Origin of the sequence: Streptomyces sp. NPDC006335 (genome assembly GCF_040612795.1) — a bacterium.
In the GTDB taxonomy this organism is placed as follows: domain Bacteria; phylum Actinomycetota; class Actinomycetes; order Streptomycetales; family Streptomycetaceae; genus Streptomyces.
Genome location: NZ_JBEXQX010000018.1, coordinates 131,098 through 153,072, shown reverse-complemented (window position 1 = coordinate 153,072; position 21,975 = coordinate 131,098). Strand labels below are relative to the sequence as shown.

Sequence of the window (21,975 nt, the reverse complement as noted above, 5' to 3'; positions counted from 1 at the left end):
AGTGAAGGTCACGGTCTCGGCAGCGTCACGGTCGCAACCGCGTTTCACAGCGTGGTGGATGACCTGGTACGTCACGGGCCGAGCCGGCCCAGCGAGCCGGAGCCGCGTGCGATGCGGGCCGGTGGTTCGTGCGTACTCGTGGCAGCCACAGTGGTGCCGCGTTGCTGTCCCGGCCTCGTTGAGCGCCCGGGCTCACCGAGGACGAAGTCGCCGGTCTTCCCGGCCTCGGCCTTCGAGGTCGCATCCAGTGCCTCACACATCAAGCCACCTCGTTAACTGCGCTTGCCCGCGGGCTTCGCAGCGAGGGCCTGCTGCTCGACGTGGCGCGCCGCGATGTACAGGCCCTCGCGGTTCAGGTGCCGCGAGTAGCTCGAGTCGAGGTAGAGCACGGGCACGTCGCCGGCGGCCTTCAGCAGCGCCGGGTGCAGCAGGTGCTTGATCGGGCCCGAGCCGCCGCCGTAGACGTAGACGACTTCGGTCGTCGCGCCGGCCTGGGAGAGGACGTCACCGAAGGAGGAGACGATCTCGTCGACCAGGTAGCTGGCCTCGTCCTCGACGAAGCCAGAGGCGCGCTGGTGACGGTTCTTCACCAGCACCGACGGCTCCGCGTGCAGGAAGTCGGCCAGCTGCTTGCGCGAGGAGAACAGCAGCGTGGCGTCCGACTCGCTCATGCGCTCCATGGCATTCATCAGCGCGGTGCCGTAGCCCTCCTCGAGGGTGTCGGCAGCCTCGGGGTTGAACCGGCCGTCGGTGAAGACCGGGAAGTTCACGGTGCCCTCGCCGACGTCGACGCCGATGGTGTTCTGCACCGCCACCAGATCGGAGGCAGAGACACCTTCCACGAGGGACGCGTCACGGGCGCGCAGATCATCGAGCAAGGCCTGTGCGAGCGGCTCGCCCTTATCGGTGATGGCGAACTGGGCGGAGGCACCCTCGGCCATCACCTGCACGTCGGCGAACTGCAGGCGCACCGAGACCGGGGTGCTGAAGTTCTTGATCGTCACCAGGTGCACCGTCGGATCCGCGCTGCCCAGCAGACCGATGAACTCGGCGGCGTAGGCGTGGCGACGCGCGACGAACTCCGAGATCGGCAACGCCAGGCCGGCGCGCACCTGCACGCGCAGTTCGTGATCGGGCAGTGCGCCGTTCTCGCGGACGTAGTCGCGCAGGGCCTTCGCGGCGAAGACACCCAGGACCAGAACCTTACTCAACTCCTGATCGGCCTTGGAGTGCTTGCCCAGCACCTCGAACTCGGTGAACTTCGAGCCGCGCACAGACAGCGCTGCGCGGCCGAAGATCCGGCGGTCGCTGGCCGCCACCAGGGGAGTGGTGAGCGAGCAGTCGATATGATTGTAGAAATCGCCGGCCAGCACGGAGGCCGCATCCGCGTCGGGGAGCGGCACCTTCGGAGAGGTACGGGAAGTCGAGACGACCGCGCTGGGCAAATCGATCTCGTCGAAAGTCCCCTGCTTCGTGTTCTGAATGACGCCCTTGACGTAGCCATTGCCGACGTCGATGCCGCCGGTGAGAGTGATGAGGTCGTTGCTGTTGGCGCTCATGAATTCGATCCCTCGGTATCTGTGGTGTCTGCCTGGAAAATGAAATTCACCGCGTCACTCAGCGCCGAGTACTCGCCATGATTTCGTCGATGGATGCCTGCTTCGGCGGCTCCGGCGGTGGAGAGCTGGCCGTGCTTGCCGCGGGCTCCTCGGCCGTCTCAACCGGTGCGGGAACCGGCTCGGGCTGGGCTACCGGCGCTGGCGCTGTCTTCTCGGCGATGGCCTCTGGGCCGACCTCGACCTCGTCGGCGCCTGCGGGCTGTGGCTGAACCGGCCTGGCGGTCGGACGACGCTCGATGACCGCCTCGTCGTCCTCGCGCTGCTCGATGCTCTCCAGCGGCGGTCGGCCGCGACGCGGTAGCTGATCAACGGGCTTGTAGAAGACGTCGATGTATCCGTCGCGCTGAATGGACTCCCGAATGAGCAGTCGCAGCGACTGCGAGATGTTCTCCTGCTGATCGAGCCACTCGATCACCGAGGTGTCGGCAGCGGGCACGGTCCAGCGGATCTTACGAGGTTCACCCGGCTGATTCGCCATTGCCCTCACCTCGCTCCGACCCTCGCACCTGCGCTTCATCCGGTCGTTCGCCGGATGCCTCTCGCTGTGCCATATGGACTCACCGTCCTGCGCGTTTGCTCTCGAATGCGAACCAACGCGAGCTCACTCTAGTGCCCTTATCGAGTCCTATGCAAGCCCTATTTGATACGCAAGGGAGACGCTGTCCGAGTCCCTGTCGAGTACCGGCAGGGACACTTGTGAGACACCCCCATGCCTCCATCAGGGGAGACCGCACGCAGGCCGCCGGCACCGTACGCCTCAGCGCCCCAACTGCGACGCAGCAGATGCTCACCCGGGACACCTGCGAGACACCTGAGGTACCGACACTGATCCAGGAGAGGCGCAGCGAAGTGCGGATGAGGTTTTATTGGCGTCCCTGTGGCGCCTCCCGGGAGACGCCACCCGGCATCCCTGCACAGGTGAGTACTTCGCAGGCTCTGTGTGCGACGCCAGTGTGGCACTGACAGGGCGCGCGCGAGACACCGTAAGGACGTGGGCAGAACTCCAAGAGGTACACCGGCATCAATCGGTGTCCTATGTGTGTCCCAGTCGCGTCCCCCGCGTGTCCCGATGAGTCGCCCCAGAGACACGCGGGGGACGCTGTTCCATGGGTTCGAAAAGCCTGTCTGTGCCCCTCGCGAGAGCCTGTCGGTGGGCATGGCAGCGCAGCCACGGAAGCGCCGGCGGAGTGAGATCAGCACACCGGCCGGTGAGCCGTCGGCACGATGCTGTTGCGGCGGTCTGTACAGGGGTGCCATCGGGCCGTCCTGGTCGAGCAGAGGGTGAAGGTGCGAAGGGGGAGTAGGTCCCCGCACGCACCGAGCGAGCGGGGAACGACTTGCTTCCGCAGCAAAGGCTCCTGGAGGAAGACGACAACAGCCCGATGAAGGTGCAGCTGCTCGCTGCGCGATGGTCAGCTGATCGCAGCAGTCCGGCCACTCTTCTTCTGATGCGTCCACGAAGGACCACCCCGGGCTCGCCGCGCAAGCGCAAGACGGAGCACATCCCGGGGCCGGATCGTGCGACGACAAGGTAGTGCCGAACGCCCACCTCGGACGCGGTGCGTGAGGTGATGGCACGCTGCCGCGGCAGCACCGGAGCAACCACCGGAGCGAGGCGAATCCACGTCGGTGCAGCCAGCACAACGCGACGGGGCGAGGCCGGCTGCGCCGCCGCAGCGAGCGGTGGAGGAGAGCGTTGTCCTGTTGCGGGAGGACGGATCCGCTGCGCGGCGAAGGCGGTGTCGCCGACGGCAGCAGGGCGATGAACCGGGGCTGTGCCCCGTCGGGAGCAGACCCGTACCCCCGCCTCGCTCGTGCCTCACGAGGACGGATCAGCGTAGGGTACGGCCGTATCACGGACGTCGAAAAAGCAGTACAGCCAGAAGGTGCGATGACCAGGCGAAACAGCCAGACCCGTACACCCGCTGCGCGGAAAAGGGGGAGGGGTACGGATCAAGAGGGTACGGACCGTTTCCCCTGGTGTTCCAGGCTTCCGCTAAGGCTCCAGCCGTGGAACAGCGACAACGACGACAAGAAAGCAAAAGGGCATAAGGGAACCTGATAACACGTGTCCTGCGGACCCTCGCTTCGCTCGGCCTCTCCACTGCGCTCCGAGGACGTGTCAGTCGGCATAGCCGACGGGTTCCACCGCTCGCTTCGCTCGCTGGTCCGTCGGTCGCTGGCGCTCCCTCCGTCTATGCCCAGCGCTGCGCTTGAGAGAGGAAGCCCCACCACTGCCCCGCTGTAGCTGTCCACAGATGCGGAGAGCAGCAGAGGGTGCAGCAGTGGTGGATCGCCTGGCGCTGCGCGCCTGGCGCAGGCGGGAAGTGCCGACCCGTGCGACCGGCTCGCTGCGCGATCCATCCGGGAGCAGATCACGCCAGCGAGTTCTTCAGGGTCGTCAGCCAGCAAAGCTGGCACGGGGGCTGGATCGATCATCGAGATCACACGGCCCCGAGCGGGTCCGCACTCGATGGTCGCCACTCGCACCCGAGTCCACGAAGGGACGCCACCAGCACGCAGTCCCAGCCCGAACTCTCGCCCTACGAGACCGGAGCCCGCTGCGAGCCGAAGTTGTGGCAACCGAACAACGAAGCCGTCGCCGAGGTGATGCGCTCCCGCGAAGGCGAAGGCCGCAACGTCGACTTCACCGACGACGAAGACAGCACCGTCGTCCCCCTGCACGTCTCCCACAGCGATGACGGGATGTACACCCTCATGCCGACGTGTTGACGAGCAGATCCGCGTCGAGCTCCACCGGGAGAAGGACCAGGCCGTCATCGATCTCAGTACCAGCCGACCGGTATGAGCCAGCGACATGAAGGCCGTCACGCCTGTCCAGACATCATGGCCACAGCTCCCGACTCCAGCTGTGGAGACCTCCGAGTCACAAGGAGAGGAGACTCAAATGATTGCTGAAATGATTCCAGAATCGTTCTCGCATGTCGTCCTCGTCACCGGTTCCCGCAGCTGGAACGACGAGCAGAGTATGCGCTCGACCTTCAACGACGCCTGGCGCGACTGGGGAGCGAAGAACGTCACCCGGCCGGTACTCATCTCGGGGCATTGCCCCGAGGGCGCCGACGCGATGGCCGAGCGCCTGTGGAGGGCCGCCGGCTTCAAGATCCTCCCCTTCCCCGCCGACTGGTTGGCGCGTGGGAAGCGGGCCGGCTTCCAGCGCAACCAGGAGATGGTCGACGCCGCCCAGGTCTTCCGCGGGGCTGGGGCTCAGGTGCTGTGCACGGCCTTCCTCGACCTCTGCCGGAAGCCAGGATGTCCGCAGCGAGCCCAGGAGCAGCTCATGCCGCATGCACCGGGGCACTTCTCGCACGGCACGATCCACTGCAGGTCTCGCGCGCGAGCCGCGGAGATCGAGACGACCACCGTGCTCCATCCGTCGCTTCCGCCGTTCTGAAGACACACGAAGGGCCCTGCAGTGTGCTGCAGGGCCCTTCAAGGACGGATGGGAGGAGTCGGCCGGGAGGTGAACACCAGGCTCAGCGCTACTTGCTCCGATCGATGCCGTGCGCCTCGTCATAGGCCTTCATGACCTTCTTCGGGATGCGCCCCCGTTCCGCGAACTCATAGCCCTCCTTCTTGGCCCACTCACGGATCTTGTCGCGCTCCTCGGCAGTCGTCTCGGGTACGACTCGCTTCTTGACCGGCATTGTCTTCCCGGCCTTCCGGCCGGCCTTGAGGTACGGCTTCAGTGCTTCCTCAAGCTTCTTCTGTTCTTCAGCGGTGAGATCGATTTCGTACCAAGTGTCACCCAGGCCGAACATAGCTGTCGCCGCATCCGGCTTCCCACTGAGATCTGACTCGACAATGCTCCTAATAGCCATACCGGCGATAGTAGCCGATGCACAAGGACCTTGGAAAGTCTGTCGCAGCCATTCGAGATAAGTGTGCCATTGAAAGCCCGAGTAAGACTCGGAAGTACTGCTAATTGGGCAGTAGATGCAAATGTCACTGCTAAAATCGCAGTGTCGGTTAGGGGGTTTTTGCACCGTTCCCACCGACCAACAACCCCGATCGAGAGGTCCCCGCCATGTCCACGCTCCGTACCGTCGACGACCATTCGCTCACCGACGAGGACACCGACCTCTTCGAGGTGCTGCGCCAGCGCCGGGGCTGGTCGGATCAGTACCTCAAGGAGATCGAGTCCACCGAGCACGATGAGCTCCTGGACCTGGCCGAGATGGTTGAGGCTCTTCATGACGCCCGGACCGCGGGCAAGAAGATCACCATCGCCCCCGACTTCGACATGGACGGCATCTCCTCCGGGGTCCTCGGCTACGCAGGCCTGTCCGAGCTCGGCTTCGACGTCGAGCTACACCTGCCCGACTACCGCCGCGGCCACGAGCTCGCACCCGAGGACGTCGCCGAGATCCACGCGAAGTGGCCCGACACGCGGGTTCTGCTCACTTGTGACGGGGGAGTCAACTCCCACCGCGGTATCGCCGCCGCACGCGCCCTGGGCTGGACGACGCTGGTGACCGATCACCACGAAGAGCTCGCGCCGGGCTCGACCGCAGACATCACCGTCGACCCGTGCCGGATCGACGAGACCTACGCCCACACCGGAATCTGCGGTGCCCACGTGCTCTACCAGGTGATCGAGGCCTACACTCGCGTGCACCGGCCCGAGAAGCTCTGGGAAATCCGCCTACTGCGCCTGTTCGCCGGCCTTGGCACCGTCTCCGACGTCATGCCCGTTCTGTACGAGAACCGCCAGCTGGTGCGCGATGCAATTTCGATCGCCCGCCTGCTGCGCGTTGCCGCGCCGAAGACGATCCCCAATCCCTGGGGTGGGTTCGACGCTGACCCCGATGCCATCGACGTCGAGCAGTCGATCCTGATGCAGCTGCTGCGCACCGAGCCACATCATCCGGTCTTCCTCCGGGCCTTCGAGGGCTTCGCGATCGTGCTCAAGGCCTTCGCGCAGATCGGCAAGATTCGAGACGTCGACGACCTCGACGAGGGCTTCTTCGGCTTCTACCTCGCCCCGGCGATGAACAGCCCGCGCCGCACGGGGGCCTCGCTTGAGCCGTGCTTCGCGGTGTTCACGGCCGCCGGTGCTGACGTCAAGCTCAAGGTCGCCCACCAGGTGATCGAGAGCAACGATCTGCGCAAGCAGCTGGTCATCGAGCACATGGAAGAACTCACCACCGGGGACCAGCCGTTGGCCCCGTGGGTGTACTTCTCGGACGCCTACCCGGGCATGTACGGGCTGCTGGCCAACCGGATGATGGAGCTCAACGGCCACCCGGTCGTCGTCGTCAACCTGCCCGCCGGCCCCGACGATTTCGTCAGCGGCTCCGGTCGCGCGCCGGGGTGGTTCGATTTCATCACCAGCCTGGAACCGCACGACGGACTCAGCGCCATCGGGCACCAGCAGGCCTGTGGCGTCCGCGTCGCGAAGGCTGAGAAGCTCGGTGACCTCGTCGCCGTGCTGCAGGAGGCCACCCAGGTCGCCCTGCTCGCCGTCAACACCGAGGGACCGAGCGGTGATCTGGTACTCGGCCCGGACGCCGACTGCGACGCCGGCCTCGAGGATCTGGAGCCGCTGTTCGAGCTGGTGCGCCGGATCGAGGGACTCAAGCCCTTCGGACACGGTTTCACCGCGCCGGTCGTCGAGATCGCGATCGAGCCCCTGGGACTGCGCGTGGACCGGATCGGATCCGAATCGCAGCACCTGCGCCTGGTCACCCGGTCCGGCCTGTCCTGCCTGTGGTGGAACGTCGCCGAGGAGAAGTTCGACGTGCTCCGGGGCTTCGTGCAGCGCGCCAGCCGCACCCAGCTCGGGACGCTGCGCTTCACGGCGACACTGCAGCTGAACACCTTCCGCGGCGACACCCGCGTCCAGGCCGTCATCAACGAGCAGATCACCACAGCGGCTTGAGATCCGTAGAGGGGGAGACCTTGACGACTTCACCGATCACCTCGCGTCTGCTCAGCATCGGTTGGTGCGTCCTTGTGCCGTTCGTGGTCATGGCGTTCTACCTCGGCCTCGGCACCTTCGCAGTCCTTCTTATCGGAGAGCCGATCGTCGCGACCGCCGTCCTGGGCATGCTCGTCGTCGTCCTGGTCGGTTGGATGAGGATCCAGCGGCCCCGGTGGCTCGCGCATGCTCCGGCCCCGCAGCCGAGGCCGGAGATCCCACGCTTCGGGTGGACCGTCCTCGGCTGCGCGGTCCTGGCCTTCCTCGCCGGCCAGGCGCCATCCTTGTGGATCTACGTGACGGCCGGGTCTGCCGGCTTCGACGCCTCGAACCAGACCAGGCATGCGGCCGGGGCTGCGGCAACTCTTCTGCTCACCCTGGTCGCGGCTCCCGCCGGGGAGGAGTTCCTGTTCCGAGGGCTGATCTACCCCTTGCTGCGCAAGCGGGTGGGCATCCTCGCCTCAACGCTGGTAACCGCTGTGGTGTTCGGCCTGGTGCACGGTAATGCCATGCAGTTCGCCTCGACCTTGCCGTTGGCGGTACTCCTGGCTCTGGTGTACGAACGCACGCGCGTGCTCTGGCCCTGTGTGCTCCTGCACTTGGGCTTCAACCTCGCTGCCGCCCTTGTCCCAGCACAGGTGCTAGGCGTTCTGGCGAACCCTGTCTCCGCGGTGTTCCTGTGCCTGGCCTTCGCTGGTTGTGCCTTGGGGCTCTACCGGCGGGTCGTCGGCGGGACTGCGCCGGGCTCAGTCCAGGGCGCGGAAGGCGAGTCCGCGATGGAGTGAACGAGGTACTCAGCCTCTCTTCTGAACAAGACGATGGTGCCCTCCGTGCGGGAGTGGCGGCCTTTCAGCCGCCGGCCCCGCGTGCGGAGGGCATGCTCGTGGTGACCGGGGTGTTCCGGTCACCGGGGGTATGACTGAAAGTAACTACTCAGTCATACTCGTCAGGAGAGGAGAGGATCTCATCATGGCTGTCGTCAGCACCTGCACGTACGACTCACGAGGACAGCTCGTCCGTCCCGACGCGCTCGACATCAGCCGTGCGAAGATCCGTCTGGACCTCGACACTGGTGAGAAACCCACCTTCGATCGCGGTCACACGCACGTCTTTGTCGTCTCCGACATGGGCATCACGGCCGAACAGGCCCGTGAGCGAGTGAACGCGAGGCTGCTCCGGTTCTTCGATCGCGCTGAGTCCGTCCGAGGCTTCCGCAAGATCACGATGGAGAAGAGCCAGAGTAAGAACCGGCTCAACCTCAACACCACGATTTCCTACGAGATCCTCTACGTTGTCGAAACAGACGATCGAGTCCGTAGGCGCAGTCCCGAGGCCTCCAAGGCGGGATGACAGCTGAAGCATGGTCACCCCTGGGTGATTCGCGCCATCCACGCCTTGCGCACGTCAGCACATGCAGAGAGGCCGGCGAGCTCCCTTCCCACGGGGATGCTCTCCGGCCTCTCTGGGTTCACGTTCCAGTGCAGCATCGATCACCTGGCGCCAACGATAGCAGCAGTCATGGATCACTTGCAATGAGCAGCGAATTCCAGTCCCATGCCCTCTCGTCTCCAGTGGAGCCTTATGGGCGAACAACTCGGACAGAGTTCCGACTTGCGCCCGGAGGATGCGTCAGCAGCCTTCTGTGAGCCTCGGGACGCCAGTGATGTCCCATACGGCTTCCAGTTCCCTGAGGCTCGGCCGGGACGCAGAGTCGTACGGCGTCCCGGCCCGGGAGGCGCCTCGGCTTGGTCGCCAGGCGGCGCATCGAACTGCCAGCTGTACCACGAGACGTGGTACAGCCCTGAAAACCGCGTCTGGCCTGGGCGAACATCTGTACCACGAGGCTGTTTCCCGCATCGGGCGTACCACTTGAGAGCATCGAAATGGTACGACGTTTTACCTGGTCACCCAGCGCATCCCGCCCGTGTACCACGAGTACCACGCATTTGTGACCGTTTACATAGGGGATGCGCTCGGGAGCAATCCACACAGCGCCAGCCCCTAGCTCGCCAGTCTGCTCTCATATCCCCCGCGCGTGTATCTAGTCGTCATTTCCTGGTACAAGTGGTACGGAGGGTATATAACCCTGTCTGACCTGGGGGAATGCCTGTACCACGCACAATCTCTACGTGGTACACCCTGCTCTTGAACTCCCAAAATTCCTGGTCTGACCTGGGGAAACAGGTGTACCACGTCAAGTGGTACAGGCTCGTATACCCCTGCGGTGTATGCAGCTTTCGGGGCCCTCCTGGAGGGCATCCCGTCGATGCTCTGGTGACGGCTGGCTCGGCTGGTCAGAAGAACTCCTCCGAACCTCGATCACAGGCCGGGCGGCTCACGCCGCCCGCGGGTGCGTGGTCGAGCATGAGAAGCCAGTGACTCCGTGAGGGCATGCGCCCGACGGAGTCACTGGCTTCTCACGTCTCACCCAGGCTCGTGACGTGTGTGGCTTGGCCGTGGTGGTCGCGGCACCCCTCTCCAATCCCTGTCCCGGCCCAATCGTGACCACCTTTGGCGGCCATCCGTGACCTCAGTGGACACGCTCATTGGCTGGAGACTCAATCATTGCGAAAGGCGACTCTGATGACATAGGGTCAAGATCGCGTTCCATTCGATTACGAGTCCAATCGGCTTCCCACTCATCGCCGGCAGGATTCGATCACGATCGAGAAAGCAGCAACATGACGCCTAGTGATGCCCCCACATCCGTACCCGCCGCCGGTTCCAGCGCCGGACCGCGCACCAACCCCGTCGCCGACGTCCTGGCCAGCGTCATGGGGTACTTCTCGAACCGCGACGACATGGCTCCGCAGAACGAGATCGTCACCTACGTCACCGCCGCCTACCTCGACCAGATCGACCCGGCCGATCCTCCGACGTCTCGCGTGCTGGAGAAGGAGCTGCTGGCGATCGTGGGCGGCGTCATCAAGGCCGAGAACTTCAAGGCAGCCGTGGCCGCCGAGAAATACCCCCTGCCGAGATATCTGACGTACTGGCAGGTCGCGCAGATCCTCCTGCGTCTGCACCACGTCATCCGCATCACGCCCAACGCCAAGGACACCGACCGTGAGTACGACCTGCTGGCGATGTACCAGGCCACGGGCCGCGCGCGTGGAACGTACACCACCAGCGAGGACGACATCCGCACCACGGCGCGCATGTACAACACCCAGTTGACCCTCAAGGAGTTCGCCGAGGTCCTGGCAGTTTTGCGCGAGGACAGCCCGCGTCGGCACCAGAGCACGCACCGCGACTTCATCGCCGCGCGCAATGGCATCGTCTTCTACGGCACCGAGCCGCTGGACGTCACGATCTTCGGCAAGGACTTCCACTTCGAGCCCAAGCAGGTCCACCCCTTCGACCCCGCCATCGTGCTGCTGACCAAGAACGACGTCGACTACGTGGACGACGCCCCGCAGCAGGTCATCACGCACCCTGAGGACGGAGATTGGGAAGTCGTCGCCTGGGTCGAAGAGCTCTTCGACCAGCCCGGTGACGAGGGTCTCGCTGACCTGATCTGGGAGATCATCGGCGCGATCATCCGGCCGCACGTGCGCTGGGGCAAGACCGCCTGGTTCTACTCCGAGCAGGGCAACAACGGTAAGGGCACGCTCTGCGCGCTCATGCGCAACCTCGTCGGCAGCGGCGCGCATACCTCGATTCCGCTCTCGGACTTCGGCAAGGACTTCGCGCTCGAACCGCTGGTGCGCGCCAACGCGATCATCGTCGACGAGAACGATGTCGGCACCTTCATCGACAAGGCGGCCAACCTGAAGGCGATCGTGACCAACGACGTCATCCAGATCAACCGCAAGTACCGGATGCCGATCGCCTACCAGTTCTTCGGCTTCATGGTCCAGTGCCTGAACGAGTTCCCGCGCGTGAAGGACAAGTCCGAGTCGTTCTACCGCCGGCAGCTCTTCGTGCCCTTCACCAAGAGCTTCACCGGAGCCGAGAAGAAGTACATCAAGGACGACTACCTCCAGCGCCGTGAGGTCCTGGAGTACGTCTTCTGGTATGCGGTCAACCGCGCCGGTGCGTCATCGCCGGGTGACTACTACCAGCTCTCAGAGCCGGTGGCCACCAAGGAAGTCCTGGCCGAGTACAAGGAGGTCAACGACCCCGTGCGCGCTTTCTGGGAAGAGTTCCGCGGCCGGCTGGCCTGGGACCTTGCACCGTTCACGTTCCTCTACGACCTGTACAAGGCCTGGTTCGCCGACGTCTCGCCGTCGGGCTCGCCGGTGAGCAACAAGCAGTTCATCACTGACCTCGTGGCGATCGTCCGGCCGGATGCGTGGTGGCACTGTCCGGACAAGAACCGCAAGATCCGGCCCGGCCAGATGATGAGCCACCCCGAGACGCTTATCGCTGAGTACGAGCTGAAGAAGTGGATGCACCCGAGCTACACCGGCAGCGACCCGAAGAAGAAGTCCCAGCCGACGCTGCAGGCCAACTACCGCGGACTGCTCCGGCACACGGGCGCCTCCACCCCAGCCGACGACACCACTGACGAACAGGACTGATGCACCCATGACTAAAACTGCTGGCGCACTCGGCGAACTCACCCAGGCCGGTACTCCAACTCGCCCGCGCCGCCTGATCACGGCGATGTCCGACGTTGCGCGCGGGCAGCAGATCACCCACCTCATCGTCCGCTCGCGGACCACGGCAGAGCCCGAGGAGAAGGCCCGGCTCATGAGTGAGGCGTCCCGGCGCATGGAGACCCCGCGCCTGTGCTCTCCTCACGATTTCCTCTGAGGCCACGCGCGCCTCCTCCCCGATACCGGCCGTGATGGTCGGACCGACGAGAAGAGATCCCCATCATGACCACACAGCGAACACCCGTCACGGCCTCGAAGGCGCGCTTCACGTTCTACGACATCGAGTCGCTGTCGGACGTCTTCACTCTGTGCGCCTACACCCCGCGGCCCGACAGAGCCGTCGACGACCTGGAGATCTTCTTCCTCGCCGACAATCAGCAGCTCTCCGACGCCGTGGACCCGCAGGCACTCTATGAAGCCATGGTGCGCTCCAACCCGGGCTTGCCCGCGGTGAGCGTCCAGCTGTGGAACCTGCGCGGCGAGCGGGGCAACCTCCGCCTTGCCGAGCTGATGGGCCTCTCGAACGCCGAGCAGGTCAACGACCGAAGCGAGGTCTCGTCCTATCCGGCGAGCCTACGCCCGGTCTGCGACACGGATCCCGAGTACGACCCGCTGAAGCACCCGTTCCTGGCCGGGTACAACTCGCTGAACTACGACACGACCATGCTCGCGCTGTACCTGATGGAGACCTTCCCGGCTCCGCACTCCGGTCGTCTGTTCCAGCCGACCACCGCGCGCGAGATGCGCGAGCACAACGACAAGCTGTTCAACGAGCACATCGAGTACATGCCCGGCTACCTCGGCTGGGATGGCCCGGCCGCCAAGATCCGCCGCGCCATGATGCACTCGGGCCGGCATCTGGACGTTGCCCGCCTCAACGAGCTGCAGACCAAGGTGAGCCTCAAGCGCCTGCTCGGGATGCTCGGCCGCCAGATCAAGGAGTCCGAAAAGCTCGGCCACGACACCTCGATCGCCGCGATCGAGGATCTCTACGAGCTGCTGGCGTACAACGTCTCCGACTGCCTGGGCCTGGCACAGCTCTTCCAGCACCCGGCGTACGCCAGCAACTTCGACCTCAAGGCGGGCCTCCTGGCGCAGTACTCCGAAACCGTTTACGCCAAGAACGGCTCGGTGCGCCGGGACCGCCTGACCATCGACTCGTCCTCGGCGAAGTTCGTCGGCCGTATCCTCGCGCCGTACACCTCGCTGAACGACATCGAGGCCGTGTCGTATCTCTATCCGGCCAAGGAGGTGGCCGAGAAAAGGGGCATCTCGCAGGTCAACGTGCTCGACGAGTGCGTGCGATTCTTCGAGGAGAACGTGGCCCCCGATCCTGCCAAGGACCCAGCAGCGACGCCGGCACAGGCGAATGCGCACCGCCAGTTCATGCAGGTCGTCAACTACTACCGCTCGATCGAGGGGCATAACTTCAACGACTCCGAGGAGTACCGCGACCTGTTCGACCTCCCGGCCAAGTCCTTGCGCGAGCTGCCGAAGACGCCGAACAACGTGCCCTACTTCCACCGTGACGCCTCCCCGTCGTCGTGCTTCGCCACGTTCAGCACAGGCGGCATCCACGGCGCGGAAGCGAACCTGGCAGTCTTCGACGCCGACTCTTTCGAGTACCGAGAACACGCAGCCATGATCGGCCTTGCCAAGCTCTTGTACCCGGATGCGAAAGACTTCGTCGCCGAGGCCAAGCGCCAGCACAACCTGCTCGCGCTGCCCGACGGCACCGCCGTCGACAAGCGGCTCGTGTTGCTGGGCTCGGACCCGAAAAAGGTGAAGTATCGCAAGCCGAAGAAGGACGATCCGGACCAGGCGGAGCAGCTCGCACGTGCGCAGGCCCAAGTGCCGGATCCGACCCAGCTACTGACTACCCAACGCCCGGACACCGAGGCGATGCACGTGCGCCTGGCCGACGGGACCGTGCTCGACGGCAAGGTCGTCTTGGCCGTCACCTCGGCGGCCAGGGCCGTCTACCGCGATGAGCCGGCGAGGAAAGCACCCGCGCTGTTCATTGCGAAGGCCGACAAGTCCACCAAGCTGCACCCGAAGTTCGCACGGACCTCGGCAGGCCTTGTCATCCACGAGGACTTTACGAGCTACTACCCGAACCTGCTGCGCAACATGAGGGCGTTTTACAATCCCGAGCTGGGCGAGGACCGCTACACGACGATCTTCTTCGAGAAGGAGCGCCTGGGCTTCGAGATGAAGAAGCCGGGGATCTCCACCGAGGAGAAGGCCCGGCTCGCGACCTTGCGCAACGGCACGAAGCTGATTCTCAACTCAGCCTCTGGAGCTGCTGACGCCGCGCACCGGACCCCGATCAGGATGAACAACCGCACCATCTCGATGCGGATCATCGGACAGCTGTTCAGCTGGCGGATCGGGCAGGCCCAGACGCTGGCCGGCGCGCGGATCATCTCGACGAACACCGACGGCCTCTACTCCGTCGTCGGCGGCGAGAACGGCTTCGATGAGACCGCCAACAACCGGGTGCTCGCCGAGCAGCAGGCCGCCATCGGCATCGACATCGAACCGGAGCTGATGTTCCTCATCAGTAAGGACTCGAACAACCGGCTCGAGCTGGAGTCGCCCAGTGAGGACCGGAGCGTCGCCGACAGCCCGATCATCACCGCCTCCGGCGGGACGCTCGCCTGCCACGCGGGTCCTACGCCGACGAAGTCGCTGGCCCACCCGGCCGTGATCGACTTCGCACTGGCCCGCTACCTGCAGACCGTCGCCAACAGGGGAGAGGAGGCTCTCGCCGAGCCGTTCGATCCCGTGCTGGGTCGGAAGATGATCGAGGAGGCGATCGACCCGGCCGATCCTGTGCATACGCTGCTGCTGTTCCAGAACGTCCTCGCCGCCTCGCGTGGATCAATCACCTACCCGTTCGCCGCCGACCCGGTCAGCGCCGGGCCCGACCGTGACGACAACGAGGACGCCGATGCGCAGCTGGTGAACCCGCGGGCCCTGCAGATGGTCAACCGGGTTTTCATCGTCCACGACAGCACCGATGGTGCCGTGAGCCTGCACAACGCCGGCGCATGGAAGGTGAACCCGGCCAGCCAGAGTAAGCGGCGCGAGTCCGGCAGGGCCGGGGTGCGACGTGACCCGATCGCGCTGGAGATCCTGCGCCACCACGGGTGGGCGAAGAACCGCAGCGAGGCCAGCACCTCCGACGGTCTCAGGCTGCTGCCCGATGACCAGGACGTCGTGATCCGCCGGATCAACGGCATCGACCCGCACTGGTCGGTGATCGTCGTCAACGACGACCTCCGCGCGCTGCCGGCCTACCGAGTCGAGCAGCTCATCGGGGCGCTCGATCTCGACATCTACACCCGGATGCTCGACGAGACGTTCACCAAGAACTGGAAGAACGCCGCCTGATCAGCTCCCCGCTCCACCATCGGACCGCAGGACGCCGGGCTGTGCCGACACGACGCTGCTCGGTGCCCGATTCGAATTTCAGATGAAGGCGAGTCTGGCTCGCCATGGCAAGAGAGTCGAGAGACGTCATGTTCCAGACCACCACACTTCCCGTCTGCATGGTTGAAGGGGGCGACGAGCTGTGAGTGCCGCGATCGACACCTCCGCCCAGGACGAAGACGCTCAGGCTCAGCAGGAGAAGAACACGACCCGCGAGGGCATCCTGGTCTGCCGGGGCCAGATCTGGGAGGACCTCGACACCCGGCAGGGCAAGCGCCACGTCGTCATCGAGTCCGTAGCGGACGGAGAGGCCCAACTCCGGGATCACTACGGCACGAAGTACTCCAGCCTCAGCGTCTCCCGAATGCACAGGCACTCTACGGGCTTCCGCCTCGTCGCGCCCGGTGAGCTGAAGTACGGCGCGCCGACGGTCTCCTCGGACGAGAACACACAGCCCTGATGGCTCGCACGCGTGAGAGCACCATCGAGGACTACCTCCTCAGCCAGTGCCGGGCGCACGGCTTCCTGTGCCTGAAATTCGTCTCGCCGGCACGCGGGGGAGTGCCCGACCGGATCGTCGTCGCCCCCGGCGGCACCGTGTTCGTCGAGGTCAAGCGCCCCGGCGGCCAGCTGCGGAAGCTGCAACAGCTCACGCACGCCAAGCTGCGCCGCCACGGGGCCGAGGTTCACGTCGTCGACGACAAGCCGAGCATCGACGTCTTCATCGGGCACCTCCTCAGGATCTCATCCGACCAACAGAGCGCAGCACCACGACCCACAGATACATAGGTGCGTCGTGAGCGAGCCTCGCTACGCGTGCCGCCGGTGCGGCACGTGGAACTGCTCCACCTGCGATGGACAGCGGGCGAACACGGACGTCCGGTACGTCAACTACCCCTGCAACCGCTGCCGGAGTCTGACCGGGACCCTCATCCCGACCATGCACACGGCCAAGATGTAGGGCACGCACAACGACGGCCCGCTGCCGATGGCGTACCCCTACGGCGAGCGCCCTCCGGCCGGGGAGTGGGGCCCTGGGTTCGGCAGCCGGGATGTTCCGCAGCCGCACTACCGGGGCGTGCCCGTCCCGGCGGACATTCGGTTGAATCTGGAGTCGTTCCGGCGAGGCGTGGACGCGGCGCTGGAGCGTTACGGCACCGGGGGCGCGTCGTGAGGTACAGCGGAAAAGATCCAGGAGTCCGTTCAGAAGGTGGCGCCGCTCCAGGCTGAACGCCGTCTGCGGAACCGACTGGACGCACAGAGCCTCCGCCTGCTGGATGAACTGCTGGCCGACGGAGGCCCCCGGGGTGCTGAGCACCCTCTGGGGCCGTCTGGGCGAGCCAGGGCCGACATGCGCCGGCTCATGGCCGAGCACCATGCTGACGTTCCATCGTCGGACTCCACTCATGAACCCATACCGGCCCAAGAGTTCACGGTGGCCCAGGCGTTCATCCAGCACAGCACAGCTTTCACCTGCCAGCCGCCGTACTTGATGACGTAGGACCACTCGTCGAGTTCGCCGTGGCGCAGGGCGATGCCCTGGAGGACGCGCAGGTGCCGGACGGGCCGCCGGGCTGACGCCTGGTTCGACGCCCAAGAAGGCAGCCTTCCTGCGGATACGCCGCTGAAGGTGACCTCCGACGGCCGCTATTCGAGGTCATACGTGCGGCTGAAGCCGAGACCGAAACCCAATACACGTCCCAGGCACAGGAGTTCAGGTACGAGGTCTGCCGGCGGCCCTTCAGCACTGCGGCTGCTCTGGGCTCGCGTCGGCGAGCCACCTCGATGGTGCCGCGTCAGTTCCCGCAACCAGAACGAACTCCGACATCACTCCCGAGGCTCCGCAGAAAGCAAATGAACACTCACTCGAAGAGAAGGGATGACCAGCGACATGACCGCGGCTACTGCTCCGTCTCCGATCTCGCTGATGCCGCATCAGCAGCAGATCCACGACTTCCTCGTTGACCACCCCTTCGCCGGCGCGTGGCTCGGCGTCGGGGCCGGCAAGACGCTCACGACCCTCAGGGTCCTGCAGACGGTCCGCCCGATGGGGCACATCCTCGTCATAGCGCCCGTGGCGATCGCCCGCTCCACCTGGATCGACGAGATCGAGAAGTGGGGCTTCCCCATCCGGATGAAGTCGCTCATCGTCGACGAGAACGACAGAACGCTCTCCAAGGCCAAGCGCCTGAAGCGCTTCCAGGAGGTCGCCACCGATCCGCCGACGATGTACTTCATCAATCAGGAGCTGCTGACTCAGCCGTCCCAGGAGACGAAGCTGATCACCCCGGTACCAGGCGCAGTGCCTGCCCCGACCGTCTCACCGGAGGCGATGGCGATCCTGGGCCTGCTCCAGGTACGGGGGCCGCTTGGCCGAGACGAGCTGGTCGACGGGTACCGTGCTCTGGTCGCCGGTAACGCCAACAACCGGGTGCCCGCCAAGGCAAAGATCCGCGCATGGATCCAGGAGTTGCTCAAGTCGGTCCTGGTGACGTGGGAAGCCTATTCCTGCCGGACCTGTTCCGGCGCAGGCTGCGCTCGATGCCGCTTCGGTCTGGTCGACCAGCTGCCGGTCCAGAACATCAACGGCCAGAACACCATCATCTGGCCCTTCCAGACGGTCATCATCGATGAGTCCCAGGGTTTCAAGTCGCACGACTCGCAGCGCTTCCTGGCCCTGGCGACAGTGCGGCCGGCCATGACCCGGCTCATCGAGCTGACGGGAACGCCCAGCCCTAACGGTCTTCACGACTTGTGGAGCCAGGTCTACCTGCTCGACCAGGGCCAGACGCTGGGACAGAACATCACCGCGTTCCGCAACCGCTGGTTCACGCCGAAGATGGTGCCCGGTACGACGACGCCGGCGAAGTGGATCCCCACGGCAAACGCCGAGGCTGAGATCCATCAGGCCATCTCGCATCTGGTGATGAGCGCTCAGAATACGAGCCTGCAGCTCCCGGCGCTCAGTATCCAGGACGTCAATGTCACGCTCCCGCCGGACCTGCTCCAGGCCTACAAGGACTTCAAGCGCGACCTGGTCCTGGACATCGTGCAGAGCTACACCGACGACGACGGGAAGCTGACGCAGAGCGTCGAATCAATCGTTGCCGCGAATCAGGCGGTGCTGACAAGCAAGCTGATGCAGTTCGCCTCTGGCACGCTCTACACCGCGGATCCTGACGACCCGACCACGAAGGGCCGGTACGAGGTCATCCACGACAAGAAGATCGAGATGACCGAGTACCTGGTGCGGAACAACGGCGGCGAGCCCGTGCTCATCGCCTATCACTTCAAGTCCGACAAGGAGCAGCTACTCACACGGCTCCGGAAGGCCGGCATCGACGCGCAGGCCTTCGATGGCTCGCGCGACATGGTCCGCCGGTGGAACGCCAAGCAGATCCCGGTGATGCTGCTCCACCCTGCCGCCGCGGGGCACGGCCTGAACCTGCAGCACGGCGGCTCGACGATGATCTGGTACACGCTGCCGTTCTCGCTCGAGCACTACCTGCAGACCAACGGCCGGCTCTTCCGCACGGGCCAGACAAAGCCGGTGACCATCCACCGGCTCATCGCCAAGGGCACACAGGACGAACGGATGCCCTCGGTGCTCGCTGGCAAGCAGCAGGTCCAGGACGACCTCATCGAGGCCGTCTCCGGGGACTCCAACGCCGAGCAGGCGCTTCTCGCCGCCCTGGAGGAAGAGATCCGCGAGGACCTCAACGACCTCTGGGCTTCCGAGCGGGTCTAACCCACACCCATCCGACGACGGCCCGGCGCTCTGTACCGATCCCCACCTCGGGTGCGACGGAGCGGGCGGCACAGCCGCCCCGGACGACGGCATGAGATGCCGAGAAGCCCTGGGGGATCCGTGTTGCCCAGGGCTTCTGCATTCCTGCGCCCGCGACAGGCACCACAGAGTACTGAGCGTGCCAGCACACAACAGAGGAGTGACAGCACAATGCAGGACTTCACCGGTGGAAGGCCTCGTAAGGGCTCCAAGCCGAACCCGGCAGATCAGAACGCCAGGTTCACCGGGCTGGTCGTCGATGACGACGATCCAGATGTGGCGGCACTCAAGAATTCCATCGCGGACAGCCTCGCCCCGATGGGCGTCACCAGCATCACCTTCACCGAGCCCGGTGAGATCACCGATGCCCGCAACCAGATCCGAGGGCGCGAAGACGCCTACATGCACGTGAGTGACGGCACGTACCACGGTTGCCTGTGCGGCTACACCGTGCAGCGCAACGCGCCGTCCGGGGCACCTGAGTGCCCCGTCTGCGCGCTACTCGACGCCTGAACGACGCAGGGTCGGCTCTGCCGCCCGTTCCACGCTACGTCCCAACGGGCACCTCGTCTCCCCTCAGGGGCATCCCCGGGTTCCGGCGGTGTCCCTGAGGGGACGTTCTGCTGCCACCAGCCGGACGCGACAACGACGCTGATCTCCGAAGCCCCCAGCAAAACACCGATGAGACCCGTCAATGCACCAGCCGGGACGCGCATCGACCTCCAACCAGACCCCTGACGGCCTCTCATTAGCGCGCCCTGACAATGCGTCTGGTCATGGACACAAAGGAACAGTGCGCCTCCGTCCTCTGCGCCAAGGGCAGCGGCTTCCTCTACGTCATGAGCGGAGGCCAATCCGGCCAGGACGGAGGCCCTGTCCCGGCTCCCCGAGCGGGACCCGATCTTCAAGGACCAGAAGTGATGAAGCACAAGACCACAGAGACCGTCGACGCCGCGATCCAGATGTACGCCGACCTCCAGGAGATCGCCGGACTCATCTCGCGCGTGCTCGCGAAGTTCCCCGCGGAGACAGTGCCTCAGATACTCAGGCCGTTCCTCGGCTCACCGAGCGTCGCGTTCGCACGACCGTCCATGACGGGCGACGGCAAAATCACCCTCCGACTTGAGCGCGGGCTGTCCCAGGCGCAGGCCCAGATCCCCACCACATGGCTGATGATGCACCAATCGGAACTGACGGCCGCCGTGCGTGAGATCTACTGGGGCGACAAAGAGCACAGCCTCCGCCGCGAGCTCAGCCGACTTGAGAAGTCGATCGGGGACCACAACCGACAGGCTGAGTATCACCGTGTCCGGGCGAGCGACGCACGTCGAGAGTACGACCGCCTCGCCGCCAGCATCCGTCGGCGCTCGGCCCGCAAGCGCAGCGCCATCGAGGGAGACTCCGATGGCTGACTCGACGGACCCCCACAACATGTCCCAGCGGGAGCTGGAGGAGTACCTCGACGCCCTGGCCCACGCAGAAAATGGTGAGGACCCTCCGAGTTCCGGCGTGCCTTCAGGGTGCGGGGGAGAGCAAGTAACCGCTGGCCACCTGAGGAAGACCCATGTCATCGACGACGTGCTCGTGCTGGGCCAGGTCCTGCCGCACAGCATCAACCCACATCACGCCCTTCGAGGAGGGACTCACGCATGGCCCGCAAGCAGAAGATCACGCAGTACCAGGTTGACCACTGGAAGAACGCGCTGGAGCAGATGCTTGAAGAGGGCAACTTCAGGCAGGACAGAGCAAGCGTTGGGCCGGCTCAGGAGCGAAAGAAGCACCCAACTGCCGGTGGGGCCGTGCTTGCACAACCAGCCCAGCTCCACCGGCAGTTTCGTTGCTGATTACAGCCAGCTGCCATACCCAACAAGCTCAAGGAGCAGCGCTCTCATGACTGATCACGACTGGGACAACCTCATCACCAGCGAGTTCGCCGGCGCGCAGCCACTCGAACACGCGAACGGGGAAAACGCTGTGTCCGGTACAGCGATTCCCGAAAGTCTCATACGAACCGTCACTGACGCCTACCTGATAGCCCTCAGACAGAGGGATCTTCACGCAGCGCTCGGACTCATGATGCAACTGGCCAACGCCTACGGTCTGGTAGCCGACCGTGGCCTCGCCGCCGAGCTCGCCATGAACCTTCACACCCAGTGCCCGTCACGTCTCCGTACTGCCTTCGGCGGCGCGAACCTCTCCGCTCTCGCCCCCGCGGCGGACGACGACGCGCTCACCACCCTCGAAGTCGCTTCCAAGACCAACCGCCTCATGGGACGCGGGCAGGTCACAGCTGCCGACTTGGAGGACACCGAAGTCCAGATGCGCGTCACGGAAACCGTCCGCCATACCGTTCAAGCGGCACTCAATGCCGCTGCTGGGCAGAGCAGTTCGGCTGCAGTCGCTCAGCTAGGCGCGCTGACCACGCCCCGTGAGTTGTCTGCGGCCGTGGCCCTGCTCACCAACGGGCTTCGTGCCGTGCTGACATAGGCGCACACCATGAGTCCCCCATGTCTGCCGCAAGGGCCATAGCCGCCCGATCCCGTTCCGCTGCAGGTCCGGCGCTGGACACCCAGGAACGTGCAGCGTCTTCAC

Annotated in this window: 18 protein-coding genes; 15 read left to right on the top strand and 3 right to left on the bottom strand. The window is 65.1% G+C overall.

From position 1 onward, the window contains the following. Window positions 1–272: 272 nt before the first annotated feature. Window positions 273–1,559, bottom strand: a complete 1,287-nt coding sequence (locus ABZ098_RS36170) for a ParM/StbA family protein (protein ID WP_356597984.1) — start codon at window positions 1,557–1,559, stop codon at window positions 273–275. Between the two features lie 58 nt (window positions 1,560–1,617). After that, entirely contained in the window at window positions 1,618–2,097 is a 480-nt protein-coding gene (locus ABZ098_RS36165) for a hypothetical protein (RefSeq protein ID WP_356597983.1), read from the bottom strand. 2,096 nt (window positions 2,098–4,193) lie between these two features. Between ABZ098_RS36165 and ABZ098_RS36160 the strand changes: the two genes are divergently transcribed. Then, window positions 4,194–4,352 carry a hypothetical protein gene (locus ABZ098_RS36160; protein WP_356597982.1) on the top strand — a complete coding sequence of 53 codons (159 nt, stop codon included), beginning with the start codon at window positions 4,194–4,196 and terminating at the stop codon, window positions 4,350–4,352. A gap of 187 nt (window positions 4,353–4,539) precedes the next feature. After that, window positions 4,540–5,034: an SLOG family protein gene (locus ABZ098_RS36155; RefSeq protein WP_356597981.1), complete on the top strand. Its 495-nt coding sequence runs from the start codon at window positions 4,540–4,542 to the stop codon at window positions 5,032–5,034. Between the two features lie 88 nt (window positions 5,035–5,122). Here the strand turns inward: ABZ098_RS36155 and ABZ098_RS36150 are convergent, their stop codons facing one another. Then, window positions 5,123–5,461, bottom strand: coding sequence for an Lsr2 family protein (locus ABZ098_RS36150; RefSeq protein ID WP_356597980.1), 339 nt, complete (start codon window positions 5,459–5,461; stop codon window positions 5,123–5,125). A 206-nt stretch (window positions 5,462–5,667) separates the two neighbouring features. Between ABZ098_RS36150 and ABZ098_RS36145 the strand changes: the two genes are divergently transcribed. From ABZ098_RS36145 to ABZ098_RS36085, 13 genes are all read left to right on the top strand, one after another. Beyond that, entirely contained in the window at window positions 5,668–7,521 is a 1,854-nt protein-coding gene (locus ABZ098_RS36145; protein WP_356597979.1) for a DHH family phosphoesterase, read from the top strand. A gap of 20 nt (window positions 7,522–7,541) precedes the next feature. After that, on the top strand, window positions 7,542–8,345 hold the full coding sequence (locus tag ABZ098_RS36140) for a CPBP family intramembrane glutamic endopeptidase (protein ID WP_356597978.1): 804 nt from the start codon (window positions 7,542–7,544) through the stop codon (window positions 8,343–8,345). Window positions 8,346–8,529: 184 nt separating this feature from the next. Then, window positions 8,530–8,910 (top strand): hypothetical protein, encoded by a 381-nt coding sequence (locus ABZ098_RS36135; protein WP_356597977.1) that lies wholly within the window; start codon window positions 8,530–8,532, stop codon window positions 8,908–8,910. 1,331 nt (window positions 8,911–10,241) lie between these two features. Then, window positions 10,242–12,083 carry a phage/plasmid primase, P4 family gene (locus tag ABZ098_RS36130; protein WP_356597976.1) on the top strand — a complete coding sequence of 614 codons (1,842 nt, stop codon included), beginning with the start codon at window positions 10,242–10,244 and terminating at the stop codon, window positions 12,081–12,083. A gap of 7 nt (window positions 12,084–12,090) precedes the next feature. Further along, complete coding sequence (locus tag ABZ098_RS36125) at window positions 12,091–12,318, top strand: hypothetical protein (RefSeq protein WP_356597975.1); 228 nt, start codon at window positions 12,091–12,093, stop codon at window positions 12,316–12,318. A gap of 65 nt (window positions 12,319–12,383) precedes the next feature. Further along, window positions 12,384–15,557 (top strand): hypothetical protein, encoded by a 3,174-nt coding sequence (locus tag ABZ098_RS36120; RefSeq protein ID WP_356597974.1) that lies wholly within the window; start codon window positions 12,384–12,386, stop codon window positions 15,555–15,557. A gap of 181 nt (window positions 15,558–15,738) precedes the next feature. Next, window positions 15,739–16,056, top strand: a complete 318-nt coding sequence (locus ABZ098_RS36115; RefSeq protein ID WP_356597973.1) for a hypothetical protein — start codon at window positions 15,739–15,741, stop codon at window positions 16,054–16,056. Continuing rightward, the gene (locus ABZ098_RS36110) at window positions 16,056–16,385 is read left to right on the top strand and encodes a VRR-NUC domain-containing protein (protein ID WP_356597972.1); all 330 of its coding nucleotides are present in this window, start codon (window positions 16,056–16,058) and stop codon (window positions 16,383–16,385) included. The genes ABZ098_RS36115 and ABZ098_RS36110 overlap by 1 nt, the downstream gene beginning before the upstream one ends. A 1,090-nt stretch (window positions 16,386–17,475) precedes the next feature. Beyond that, window positions 17,476–19,344: a DEAD/DEAH box helicase gene (locus ABZ098_RS36105; protein WP_356597971.1), complete on the top strand. Its 1,869-nt coding sequence runs from the start codon at window positions 17,476–17,478 to the stop codon at window positions 19,342–19,344. Between the two features lie 210 nt (window positions 19,345–19,554). Next, window positions 19,555–19,896, top strand: a complete 342-nt coding sequence (locus tag ABZ098_RS36100) for a hypothetical protein (RefSeq protein ID WP_356597970.1) — start codon at window positions 19,555–19,557, stop codon at window positions 19,894–19,896. Window positions 19,897–20,303: 407 nt separating this feature from the next. Further along, entirely contained in the window at window positions 20,304–20,795 is a 492-nt protein-coding gene (locus ABZ098_RS36095) for a hypothetical protein (RefSeq protein WP_356597969.1), read from the top strand. A gap of 237 nt (window positions 20,796–21,032) precedes the next feature. Then, window positions 21,033–21,227 (top strand): hypothetical protein, encoded by a 195-nt coding sequence (locus tag ABZ098_RS36090; protein ID WP_356597968.1) that lies wholly within the window; start codon window positions 21,033–21,035, stop codon window positions 21,225–21,227. A gap of 46 nt (window positions 21,228–21,273) precedes the next feature. Beyond that, window positions 21,274–21,870 carry a hypothetical protein gene (locus ABZ098_RS36085; RefSeq protein WP_356597967.1) on the top strand — a complete coding sequence of 199 codons (597 nt, stop codon included), beginning with the start codon at window positions 21,274–21,276 and terminating at the stop codon, window positions 21,868–21,870. Window positions 21,871–21,975 lie beyond the last annotated feature (105 nt).